This is a genomic window from Pseudarthrobacter sp. (genome assembly GCF_036675385.1).
Taxonomy (GTDB): domain Bacteria; phylum Actinomycetota; class Actinomycetes; order Actinomycetales; family Micrococcaceae; genus Arthrobacter.
This window is the reverse complement of record NZ_JAKFFD010000165.1, coordinates 64,718-75,911: the sequence shown is the minus strand read 5'-3', so window position 1 is coordinate 75,911 and position 11,194 is coordinate 64,718. Positions and strand designations below refer to the sequence as shown.

Sequence of the window (11,194 nt, the reverse complement as noted above, 5' to 3'; positions counted from 1 at the left end):
AACCAGCTGTAAAAACCAGACCACACCACGGGGTGGCATAATCCAGTCAATTCAACCAATTCAATACAATAAATTGGTATCAACAAACTTGGCACACTATTGAGTTCTCAAACAACAGACACATTCGAATAATTCCCGAAACAATTCATATTCAATGAATTCTTTTGTTTCGCTTTTCTTCGCTGCGATGTTTATAGCTTATTTCATTCTTATTCACTTTGCAAATCCCGGTTATTTTCCAGATATTCACTCTGTGGAACGAATCCGCCCATCAGAAATTGAAGCTTTTCATCATTTTCGTGCTTTGCACACGATGAATTGCTTCTCTTGTGAAGGGGTTTGTCACCACTCAACGGTGGCGACTCAGAAGACAATACACGCTCCCCCGCGGCCGTGCAAATCGGCTGCGGAGGAGCGTGAATGGGGGTTTGGGAAGGCTAAGGAACCAGCACTTCGACAGTCGCCAGGTTCTTCTTGCCGCGGCGCAGGAGCAGGTACTGACCATGCAGCAGCTCCGACTCGGAGATGACAGCTTCCGGGTCGGACACCTTCTCGTTGTTTACATAGGCGCCGCCTTCGCCGACAGTTCGCCGTGCCGCGGACTTGCTCTCCGACAGGCCGGATGCCACCAGCAGGTCAATGATCCCGAGGCCATCCACCTGGATGCGGGCGGACGGAAGCTCCGATGTGGCCGCTTCAAGCGTGGGCCGGTCCAGGGCGGACAGGTCACCGTTGCCAAAAAGTGCAGCGGACGCCGCGATGACTTTCTCCGTTGCCTCCACACCGTGGACCAGGGAAGTCACTTCGAACGCCAGCTTCCGCTGGCCTTCCCGTGCAAACGGACGCTCGGCCACGGCAGCTGCCAGGGTTTCGATTTCCGCGCGGCTCAGGAAAGTGAAGACCTTCAGCCGGTCCACCACGTCAGAGTCGGCGGTGTTCAGCCAGAACTGGTAGAAGGCGTACGGGCTGCACATGCCGGCGTCGAGCCAGATGGCGTTGCCTTCGCTCTTGCCGAACTTCGTGCCGTCCGAGTTGGTGATGAGCGGCGTACCCAGGGCGTGCACACTCTTGCCCTCAACCTTGCGGATGAGTTCAGTGCCGCTGGTGAGGTTGCCCCACTGGTCCGAACCGCCGGTCTGCAGCATGCAGCCGTAGTCACGGAACAGCTGGAGGTAGTCCATGCCCTGCAGGATCTGGTAGCTGAATTCCGTGTAGCTGATGCCCTCGTCCGAACTGAGGCGGGACGCAACAGCATCCTTGCGAAGCATGGTGCCGACCCTGTAGTGCTTTCCGATCTCGCGCAGGAAGTCAATGGCGCTCAACGGTGCGGTCCAGTCGAGGTTGTTGACCATGCGGGCGGCGCTGGGGCCATCGAAGCTGAGGAAGCGGCGGACCTGGGCCTGCAGGTAGCCCACCCATTCGTTAACGGTGTCCTTGGTGTTCAGTGTGCGTTCTGCGGTGGGCCGCGGATCGCCGATCAGTCCTGTGGATCCGCCCACCAGTCCCAGGGGCTTGTGCCCGGCGAGCTGCAGCCGGCGCATCACGAGGAGTTGAACCAGGTTGCCCAGGTGCAGGCTCGGCGCAGTGGGGTCGAATCCGCAGTAATAGGTGATCGGATCACCGGCGAGGAGCTTTTCCAGTTCCTCTTCATCGGTGGAGACGTGGACCAGGCCGCGCCACTTCAGCTCCTGCCAGATATTGGCGAAGGTGGGGTCGTTCTGCTGGGATTCGAGATCGTTGAGTTCTGACACGACTTCTAAGTTAGCAGGATCGGCGACGCCCGGCGCCGAAATGGACGGCGCCGGGCGTCAAGGGGCAAAGCGGACCGGTTCAGCCTTCGATGCCTGCCGGAATACCTTCCGCGGCGATCAGCCGGAGCCGCTGGGTGGGCCGGGTCATGGCGACGTACAGATCGCCCACCCGGCCATGCTCGCGGTTGAGCATGACGGACGGCTCAAGCACCACAACGCCGTCGAACTCCAGGCCCTTGGCCTCGCGCGGGCTGATGACCACGATGTCCTGTTCGTAGCTGCCCGCGCCGTTGCCGATGCGTCGGCCGTACACGGCACGAAGGGCTGACGTAGCAGCCGGCAGAAGGTCGCCGTCGGCAATCACGGCGAGGAGGCCGCCGTCGAGCGCTGCCAGTTCCTCGGGGAGCACCTCCACCAAACGGTTCACCACCTGTCCGCGGTCAACCTTGTCGATGACGGGGGCCCACCGTCCCTCGCGGACGGCCTTCGGCGCTGAAACCACCAGTCCGGCCGCGTTGGCCATGCGGGCGGCGGCCTCGGCGATCTGGGAGGGCGTCCGGTAATTGACTGTCAGCTCCTCCAGCTGCCAGCGGTCACCGAACATGGGCGCCAGGGCCCCCTGCCAGGAGTTGGCGCCGGCGACTGAACTGGTCTGCGCGATGTCGCCCACGATGGTGAAGGATTTCAGCGGGCAACGGCGGACCAGCAGGCGCCATTGCATGGGCGAAAGCTCCTGCGCCTCATCCACCACGATGTGGCCGAACGCCCACGTGCGGTCGCTGGTGGCGCGCTCGGCGGCCGTCAGGCGGTTTTCGCGCTCCTGGTTCTGATCGGCGAGTTCCTCGGCGGAGATGAGGACATCGACACCCATGTCCCCCATGTTCACCAGTGTCTGCTTGGCGTTGGCAAGGTCCCGGGCGCGGTCGTGCTCCTGCTGTGCAAGGCCACGTCCCGCCGCCGGGTCCATTTCACCAAGGAGCTCCGCGGCCTCATCCAGCAGCGGGACGTCAGCCTCGGTCCAGGGCGCATCGGCGGGGCGCAGCAGCAGCGACCGCTCCCTAAGGGACAGGTTCGGTGTGCAGGCCGCCAGGACTGCGGGCTTGCTCAGAAGCTCGTTGATCAGCTTCTCCGGAGTCATCGGCATCCAGCACAGGTTCAGGACGATCCGGACGTCGCGGGCCGTGCGGACGTCTTCTGCCAGATACGAGCGGTCGGCATTGTTGCCGATGCTCCCGGCCTCCACGAGATCGGTCATCTGCTCGGTCAGTTCGCGGAGCAGAATTTTGATAAACGCCAGGCGCGCCTCGTTGTGCGGCTTGCCGGTGGACCGGGCACGTTCGCGCGCCCGGCTTACCTGCCGCCGCGTCAGCACCAGCTTGCGGCCGTCGACGTCCAGGACACGGTCCTCGGCGGGGATCCGCTGCCGGTTCGCGACCGCATTGGCCACAACCTTCACCATGTCCAGCCGCCCCTTGATGGCCGCGACCTCTGCCTCAGGTTCGGCAACCGCTTTGATCCCGGGCATCAGGCGACCCACGCTGGCCATCACCACGCCGGTCTCACCGAGCGAGGGAAGAACACGTTCGATGTACTTCATAAAGGACGACGACGGGCCCACCAGCAGCACGCCGGCAGTCTTCAGCCGCTCCCGGTGCGTGTAAAGCAGGTACGCGGCCCGGTGCAGTGCCACAGCAGTCTTACCGGTACCCGGACCACCCTGCACCACGAGGGCACCGGAAATGGAGGACCGGATGATGCGGTCCTGCTCGGACTGGATGGTGCCGACGATGTCGGACATCCGGCCCGTGCGCTTGGAATCCAGAGCCGCCAGCAATGCTCCTTCGCCCTGCAGCGAGGCGTCGTCCGCGAGCATGTCCGCATCAAGGACGTCGTCCTCGATGGCCTTGACTTCCCGGCCCTGCAGAATCAGGTGCCGCCGGCGGCGGACGCCCTGCCGGTCAAACGCCGTTGCCTGGTAGAAGTGGCCGGCTTCGGGCGCGCGCCAGTCCACCATGAGCCGCTGGAGGTCATCGGTGGTCAGGCCGATGCGCCCAATGTACTGGGCCTCACCGGAATCCAGGTCGAGGCGGCCGAAGACCAGACGGTCATCGACGGCGTCGAGCTGGGCGAGGCGGTCCTCGTAGAGCGCGGCGAAGGCGTCGCGTTCGGAGACATTCTGCATGGTACCCACGGCACCGGCCCGGCGGACCTGTGCCAACTGCTGGCGCTTTTCCGCGCGGAGCTCTTCCAGCCGCGCGTACAGGCCGGCAACATAGTTCCGTTCGTGGGCCAAATCGGCGTCGAGCATTTAAACGTTCCCCTATCGCAAAAGACAGACCGTCCATTCTACAACCATTTCGGTTAACGCGCCCGCCGGTCCCCTGCCCCGGAAGTCACCCAATGTTCACTTTCAGGCCGCACACTTCCGTAGCCGTTCCGCCCCGTGGGTGATTAAATACTGCAATGCACCACGAGAACGTCCTGACCGGATACGGGCTTTCCCTCCTTCCGTTGGCACCGCACCATGCCGAAGGGCTGTTTGACTTCGTGGACGCCACGATGTGGGCAGGAATGGCCGCGCCCCTGCCGGCCACGGCGCACGAGCTTTCAGGGCTGTTTTCGGCCAGGATTGAGGACCCGGCCAGCCTGGCCTTCGCCGTGACGGACCAGCGGACCGGAGCCCTCCTGGGCACAACCGCGCTGAATGCGTTCGAGGCCGCCCAGCAGCGCGTGGAGGTTGGCGGCACCTTCTTTGGACGGCAGTTCTGGGGCACGCACGTAAATCCCGCCAGCAAGCACGCCCTGCTCGCCTTTGCGTTCGAAGGCCTTCACGTTCAGCGCGTTGCGTTTCGCTGCGACGCACGTAATGTGCGCAGCGCCGCAGCCATCGAACGGCTGGGGGCAACGTTCGAGGGCGTGCTGCGCAGCCACCGCCTGGCGCCTGACGGCACACGTGCGGATTCGGCAGTGTACTCGGTCCTGGGGCAGGAATGGCCTGTGGTGCAGCAGCGCCTCCAGCACCGGTTGGCGCCGTTCGCCCTGGCGGGAGACCACCCCGGCGGGACGGATTATGCCCGGCGCACCTTCGCCGCCTTGTAGCGGGACACGGTGGGATCCCCTGGCAGCCAGAAGCGCCAGGGATACGTCGCGGAGCCGCCGTCGCCGGAGACGCCCACCCTCGGCCCGGAACTGAACACGGGAGCGGGTACCGAAGGCAGCCGCAGCTCGAAGGGGTCAGCCAGCGCATCCCGGCCGCTGTCGGCGGTCGTCAGGGCCAGCGTGGTGGCCAGCCGGGCGGGGCCGCTCGCCAGGTCGAGGGCCGATTTCGACGTCGGACGCCGCACCAGCGCGAGGTGCTGCCCCTCCACCACCTCGCCCGCCCGCAGCAGGACGGCAGATGCGGTGCCTGCCGGGCCGCAGACGATGTTGGCGCAGTAGTGCATGCCATACGTGAAGTAGACGTAGAGGTGGCCGGCCGGGCCGAACATGGGCGCGTTGCGGGCCGTGGGGCCACGGAAAGTGTGGGAGCCGGGATCCGGATGCGACGAGTCGCCGGGACCCAAGTACGCCTCCACCTCGGTGATCCGCACAGCCACGGTTCCCTCGTGGCTGTGGTGGGTCAGTACGGATCCCAGCAGCCGCGGAGCGACCCTCCGGGCGTCGCCGGACAGCAGTTCGCGGAGCTGATCCGGGCTGGTGGGACTCAGGCTGGCGGTCATGGTCCGACTCTATCGAACGCCACGGCCGTGTCCGATTTCCGCTAGCAGTCGCGGTCGCTGGCTGGCAGGATGGAGGGCATGGACTTCTGGCAGCGCTACCGCGCGATTGACGCGCGGGACACCCGGTTCGACGGGCAGTTCTACACTGCTGTCCGGACCACCGGCATCTACTGCCGCCCGTCCTGCCCCGCCAGGACCCCGAAAGCCGTGAACGTCACCTTCTACGAAACCTCTGCCGCAGCGCACGACGCCGGCTACCGGGCGTGCAAGCGCTGCCTCCCCGAAGCAGTGCCAGGCACGCCTGCGTGGAACATCCGGCAGGACCTTGCGGGCCGCGCGATGCGCCTGATCAACGACGGCGTGATCAACCGGGACGGGGTGGAGGGCCTCGCCGCCCGGCTGGGATACTCCTCCCGCCAGCTCAACCGGATCCTCAGCCACGAACTCGGCGCCGGCCCGCTCTCCCTGGCCCGGGCCAGCCGCGCCCAGACCGCCCGCACGCTGTTGGTGTCCACAGCGATGAAGCTGGCGGACATCGCCTTCGCGTCCGGCTTCAGCAGCGTCCGCCAGTTCAACGACACCATGGTTGAGGTGTTCGCCATGACGCCCACTGCCCTGCGCGCGACCGCCAGGCACCACCGCTCCCCTGCCGCCGCGACGTCGCTGACGTTGAGCCTGCCGTACCGCGAACCGTTCGATCCCGGCATCTTTTCCTTCCTCGCCGTCAGGGCGATCCCCGGGATCGAGGCGGGGACGCCGACGTCGTACGCCCGTACTTTGCAGCTTCCGCATGGCGATGCCCGCTTCAGCGTGACTTACGACGACGGCGCTCCCGGACGGCCGCTGACCCTCACCATCGGCGCGGTGGACCTCCGGGACCTGCCCGCACTGCTGAGCAGGGTACGCCGGCTCTTCGACCTCGACGCCGATCCGGTAGCCATCGACAGTGCCCTGTCCCAGGAGCCCCGCCTGGCCGCCTCGGTTGCCAGTGCGCCGGGCATCAGGATGCCCGGCGCGTTGGATCCGCAGGAGCTGCTCATCCGGGCGATGATCGGGCAGCAAATCACCGTGGCTGCGGCCCGGACCGCACTGACGCAGCTGGCCGCTGCCGGCAGTCCCAGCGCGGTCCCCGGCGAGGGCCTTGACCGGCTGTTTCCCACCGCGGCCGAAATCGCCGAGGCCGGCTACTCGCTGCTGCGCGGTCCGCAACGCCGGATTGACGCCATCCGTTCCGCCGCGTCGGCCCTGGCTGGAGGCCAACTGGATTTTGGCTACGGAGACGATCTGCCCGGGCTCGGCGCCAAGCTTCTTGCCCTTCCCGGGGTAGGCCGGTGGACCGTGGGCTACGTGGCAATGCGTGTCCTCGGCGCGCCCGACGTGTTTCTGGCCAACGACGCCGCGGTGCGAAACGGCATCCGGGCGCTCGCCCCGGCCCGCACGAACCAAGACGGCGGCGGCGTTGAGGCGCCTGGCGTGATGCCAAGCCCCGATTTCCGCGAGGTCAGCCCGTGGCGGTCCTACGCCACCATGCACCTGTGGCGCGCCGCCGCGGAGTCCAAATCCTCCAAACCTATACAGGCCGTTCCAGAGAAAGCGATGCTATGAAAGCCCAGCTGTTAGTGATGTCCACCCCGGACGGACCGTTCACCATCCTTGCCCAGGACGGCGTGGTCCTCGCCTCGGGCTGGACCGCCGAGCCGGGTGAGCTGACCGGCCAGATCCACCCCGAGCTGCGGCCGGGCGACGTCGAAGCGGTCACGGACCTGGGCAGCATCTCCCGGGCCGTGGAGGCCTTCTATGCCGGCGATCCCGCGCCTGCCATGACCGTCCCCGTGCGCCAGAAGTCTGGGCCGTTCCGGTCGCACGCCTGGGATGTGCTGAGGACCGTTCGTCCCGGGTCACCGGTGACGTACACCGAGTATGCCGGGCTTTCCGGAAATCCGAAGGCGGTCCGGGCCGCGGCCAGCGCGTGTGCGTTCAACGCGGCTGCCTTGTTTGTGCCGTGCCACCGCGTCATCCGCACCGATGGTTCCCTGGGCGGATTCCGCTGGGGCCTGGCCATCAAGGAGAGCTTGCTGGCCCGCGAGGCAACGGAAAGCGTGCTGGCCCGCGAAGCCGGATAGGGCTACCGCGCTGCGGGTGTCCCGGATGGCGTGGCTCCGGCAGCCGGCGTCCCGGCTGGCCAGGGCAGCAGTTCCGGGAGGTCCACGCCGTCCGCGGCGGCTGTTGCCCGCAGGCTGCCGAGCGATGGTTCACGGCCGGCCAGCCAGGCGGCAATGTCAGTGATCATCCCGCTGATAACGGTGGAACGGCCGAGTCCAAGGGTCACGGGCGGGAGCCCGAGTGGCTGCAGCACGAGTTTTTCCCCCGGCGGGATACGTGCCGCCAGGAAGTCGAAGAGGTGCTCGCAGAACTTCCGGCTCCACGTCTCTGGCCCGAGGCCCGCGTTCAGGTCCGCTGTGTGGATCACCAGTTCACGCCACAGCGCGAGGCCGCCGTCGAAGACCACACCTCCACGGTAGGCAATGGAGGCCTGCCAGTCGGCGTCTCCTTCCAGCGAATCAAAAGCCGTCAGTGCCCGGTCCAGGCCGGCCTGCAGGTCAGCCCGGTGCACATCCGCATTGTGGCCGGCGGCCATCTCGATGGCCTTCGTGCGTCCGTCCTGCCCTCCGTCGTACAGCTCAACAGTGGCGCCGCGGGCGGCAAATTCCAGCTGCCGCGCCATGGCGTTGGAGATACCGGCGAGATGCGCCAGGACGTGCCCGCGGGTCCAGCCGGGCAGTCCCGACGGTGCCTTGACATCCTCATCCGTGAATTTCGCGGCGGTCGAGGCCACGGCGTCGGCGGCCTTATGCAGTTCGGCCAGTAGTTCTGAAGTAGTGATCCCAGTCATAGCGCCATGGTAGCCGACAGAGTTAACGACTCTTAACGCAGGACGCTCTCTCAGATAATGCATGAATACCGGCAACGCTCTCTCACTTTCTTGAGGAAAGTGAGAGAGCGGTGGCCAAAATGCTGCATCAACTGAGAGAGCGTTTGGGCGTTAGGCTGCGTAGTCCCGCACGCCGGCGAGCTCGCCTTCCAGCGCGAGCAGCTGGCGTTCGACGGCGGCGGGTGCGGTGCCGCCCTGTGAGTTGCGGCTGTTGAGCGACCCTTCGGTGGACAGGACCGTGCGGACCTCCGGTGTCAGGTGCTCCGAGATGGCGGCGTATTCCTCATCCGTCAGGTCCCACAGCTCCACGTCGCGGCTTTCGGCCTGCTTGACCGCTGCTCCGGAGAGCTCGTGCGCCTCGCGGAACGGAACGCCCTGGCGGACCAGCCACTCGGCAATGTCCGTGGCCAGCGCGAAGCCCTGCGGTGCCAGCGACTCCATCCGTTCCGTGTTGAACTTCAGCGTCGCGATCATGCCGGAGACAGCCGGAAGCAGCAGCTCCAGGGTGTCGGCGGCGTCGAAGACCGGTTCCTTGTCCTCCTGCAGGTCGCGGTTGTACGCGAGCGGCAGGCCCTTGAGCGTGGCCAGCAGCCCGGTCAGGTTGCCGATCAGGCGCCCTGCCTTGCCGCGGGCCAGCTCGGCGACGTCGGGGTTCTTCTTCTGCGGCATGATCGAGGAGCCGGTGGAGTAGGAATCGTGCAGGGTCACAAAGGAGAACTCCTTGGTGGCCCAGAGAATGACTTCCTCCGAAACGCGGGACAGGTCCACCCCGATCATGGCCGTGATCCAGGCGAACTCGGCGAAGACGTCGCGGGAGGCGGTGCCGTCGATCGAGTTATGGGTCGCGGAGAAGAAGCCGAGGTCCGCCGCCACTGCTTCCGGGTCCAGTCCCAGCGAGGAGCCGGCGAGGGCACCGGAGCCGTAAGGCGAAACCCCCGCGCGCTTGTCCCAGTCCTGGAGCCGCTGCACATCGCGCAGCAGCGCCCAGGCATGGGCCAGCAGGTGGTGGCTGAGCAGGATGGGCTGGGCATGCTGCAGGTGCGTGCGGCCGGGCATGGCCACACCGTGGTGGGCCTTGGCCTGCCCCACCAGCGCCTCGATGGTTGCCAGCACGCCGCGCGCGATGATCCGGGCGTGGTCACGCAGGAACATGCGGCCCAGCGTGGCCACCTGGTCGTTGCGGGACCGGCCGGCGCGGAGCTTGCCGCCCAGCTGGGTGCCGGCGCGCTCGATCAGGCCGCGTTCCAGTGACCCGTGCACGTCCTCATCGGATTCCGCCGGCAAGTACGCGCCTGAGGCGACATCGTCATCCAGCCGGCCCAGGGCGTCCAGCATGCCGTCGAGCTCGGCGTCGTCCAGCAGCCCGGCCTTGTGCAGCACGCGGGCGTGCGCTTTGGAGCCGGCGATGTCGTAGCGGGCCAGCCGCCAGTCAAAGTGCGTGGACTTGCTCAGGGCTGCGAGGGCATCCGCGGGGCCGCCGGCGAACCGGCCGCCCCACAGTGCGCCGGTGTTCGTCGAGCCGGTGGTTGAGCCTGTCGAAACCGGAGTCTGCTCAGCCAACGGTTTACTTTCCTGCGACGCGGATATCGCGGCCTGAGGCAACCTTGGCGGACATGCCCCACAGTTCGATGAAGCCGCGCGCCATGGACTGGTCGAACGTGTCGCCGGTGTCGTAGGTGGCGAGGTCGAAGTCGTAGAGCGAGGTCTCGGAGCGGCGGCCGTTGACGATCGCCTGTCCACCGTGCAGCACCATGCGGATGTCACCGGTGACGTACTTCTGGGTGTCTTCGATGAACGCGTCCAGGGAGCGCTTGAGCGGTGAGAACCACTGGCCGTCGTAGACCAGTTCGGCCCAGCGCTGGCCAACAGTGGCCTTGAAGCGGGCCTGCTCGCGCTCGACGGTGATGTCCTCAAGGTGCTTGTGCGCGGTGATCAGCGCCATGGCACCGGGGGCTTCGTAGATTTCGCGGGACTTGATGCCCACGAGGCGGTCCTCGACGACGTCGATCCGGCCCACACCCTGCGCGCCGGCACGGCGGTTCAGTTCCTTGATGGCCTGCAGCGGGGTGACCCGGACGCCGTCGATCGCTACCGGCACGCCGGCTTCGAAGGAAATGGTGACCTCATCCGGGGCCGGCGGGAACTCCGGCGTCGCGGTGTAGTCGTAGATGTCCTTGGTGGGCGCGTTCCAGATGTCCTCGAGGTAACCGGTTTCGACGGCGCGTCCCCAGACGTTCTGGTCGATCGAGTACGGGTTCTTCTTGGTGGTCTCGATCGGCAGTCCCTTTTCCTCGGCGAAGGCGATGGCCTTGTCGCGGGTGAGGGCGAGGTCGCGGACCGGTGCGATGCACTTCAGGTCCGGGCCGAGGGTCTGGATGCCCACCTCGAAGCGGACCTGGTCGTTGCCCTTGCCGGTGCAGCCGTGGGCCACGGTGGTGGCGCCGAATTCACGGGCGGCCTTGACCAGGTGCTTGACGATGACCGGCCGGGAGATGGCCGAAACCAGCGGGTAGTGGCCCTGGTAGAGGGCGTTGGCCTTCAGCGTGGGCATGCAGTATTCGTTGGCGAACTCGTCGGACGCGTCGGCCACGTAGGCTTCGACGGCGCCGCAGCCGAGTGCGCGCTGGCGGATGGTCTCCAGCGACTCGCCGCCCTGTCCGACGTCGACGGCCACGGCGATGACCTCGGCACCGGTGGCTTCACCGATCCAGCCGATGGCTACGGAAGTATCGAGGCCACCGGAGTAGGCCAGAACAATGCGCTCAGTCACGAAAATGCTCCTAATTGGGGTT

The 11,194-nt window shown here is 66.2% G+C and carries 9 protein-coding genes; 3 read left to right on the top strand and 6 right to left on the bottom strand.

All coding sequences use genetic code 11. The features are described 5' to 3' along the window. Positions 1–437: 437 nt before the first annotated feature. On the bottom strand, positions 438–1,751 hold the full coding sequence (gene tyrS / locus V6M49_RS14535; protein WP_141140062.1) for a tyrosine--tRNA ligase: 1,314 nt from the start codon (positions 1,749–1,751) through the stop codon (positions 438–440). Positions 1,752–1,830: 79 nt separating this feature from the next. Then, positions 1,831–4,059: a HelD family protein gene (locus V6M49_RS14530; RefSeq protein ID WP_141140061.1), complete on the bottom strand. Its 2,229-nt coding sequence runs from the start codon at positions 4,057–4,059 to the stop codon at positions 1,831–1,833. A 155-nt stretch (positions 4,060–4,214) separates the two neighbouring features. Here V6M49_RS14530 and V6M49_RS14525 point away from each other — a divergent pair, with 155 nt between their 5' ends. Further along, on the top strand, positions 4,215–4,850 hold the full coding sequence (locus V6M49_RS14525; RefSeq protein ID WP_332761620.1) for a GNAT family N-acetyltransferase: 636 nt from the start codon (positions 4,215–4,217) through the stop codon (positions 4,848–4,850). On the opposite strand, the gene V6M49_RS14520 is transcribed toward V6M49_RS14525, so the two are convergent. Then, positions 4,820–5,470 (bottom strand): DNA-3-methyladenine glycosylase, encoded by a 651-nt coding sequence (locus tag V6M49_RS14520; RefSeq protein WP_332761618.1) that lies wholly within the window; start codon positions 5,468–5,470, stop codon positions 4,820–4,822. The two genes, V6M49_RS14525 and V6M49_RS14520, sit on opposite strands and share 31 nt — an antisense overlap. A 78-nt stretch (positions 5,471–5,548) precedes the next feature. Here V6M49_RS14520 and V6M49_RS14515 point away from each other — a divergent pair, with 78 nt between their 5' ends. Then, entirely contained in the window at positions 5,549–7,075 is a 1,527-nt protein-coding gene (locus V6M49_RS14515; protein WP_332761617.1) for an AlkA N-terminal domain-containing protein, read from the top strand. Continuing rightward, a complete protein-coding gene (locus tag V6M49_RS14510) occupies positions 7,072–7,593 on the top strand; it encodes a methylated-DNA--[protein]-cysteine S-methyltransferase (protein ID WP_332761616.1) in 522 nt (173 codons plus the stop codon). Before V6M49_RS14515 ends, V6M49_RS14510 begins: the two co-directional genes overlap by 4 nt. A gap of 2 nt (positions 7,594–7,595) precedes the next feature. On the opposite strand, the gene V6M49_RS14505 is transcribed toward V6M49_RS14510, so the two are convergent. From V6M49_RS14505 to V6M49_RS14495, 3 genes are all read right to left on the bottom strand, one after another. Next, the gene (locus V6M49_RS14505) at positions 7,596–8,363 is read right to left on the bottom strand and encodes a maleylpyruvate isomerase family mycothiol-dependent enzyme (protein ID WP_332761615.1); all 768 of its coding nucleotides are present in this window, start codon (positions 8,361–8,363) and stop codon (positions 7,596–7,598) included. A gap of 150 nt (positions 8,364–8,513) precedes the next feature. Then, entirely contained in the window at positions 8,514–9,962 is a 1,449-nt protein-coding gene (argH, locus tag V6M49_RS14500; RefSeq protein ID WP_332761614.1) for an argininosuccinate lyase, read from the bottom strand. A 4-nt stretch (positions 9,963–9,966) separates the two neighbouring features. Further along, positions 9,967–11,172 carry an argininosuccinate synthase gene (locus V6M49_RS14495; protein WP_056343011.1) on the bottom strand — a complete coding sequence of 402 codons (1,206 nt, stop codon included), beginning with the start codon at positions 11,170–11,172 and terminating at the stop codon, positions 9,967–9,969. Positions 11,173–11,194 lie beyond the last annotated feature (22 nt).

What these genes read in the sequence shown, in the direction of transcription:
- V6M49_RS14515 (WP_332761617.1), top strand. Translation starts at nt 5,549, where the DNA reads ATGGACTTCTGGCAGCGCTACCGCGCGATTGACGCGCGGGACACCCGG.
- V6M49_RS14530 (WP_141140061.1), bottom strand. Translation starts at nt 4,059, where the DNA reads ATGCTCGACGCCGATTTGGCCCACGAACGGAACTATGTTGCCGGCCTG.
- V6M49_RS14520 (WP_332761618.1), bottom strand. Translation starts at nt 5,470, where the DNA reads ATGACCGCCAGCCTGAGTCCCACCAGCCCGGATCAGCTCCGCGAACTG.
- V6M49_RS14505 (WP_332761615.1), bottom strand. Translation starts at nt 8,363, where the DNA reads ATGACTGGGATCACTACTTCAGAACTACTGGCCGAACTGCATAAGGCC.
- V6M49_RS14525 (WP_332761620.1), top strand. Translation starts at nt 4,215, where the DNA reads ATGCACCACGAGAACGTCCTGACCGGATACGGGCTTTCCCTCCTTCCG.
- V6M49_RS14510 (WP_332761616.1), top strand. Translation starts at nt 7,072, where the DNA reads ATGAAAGCCCAGCTGTTAGTGATGTCCACCCCGGACGGACCGTTCACC.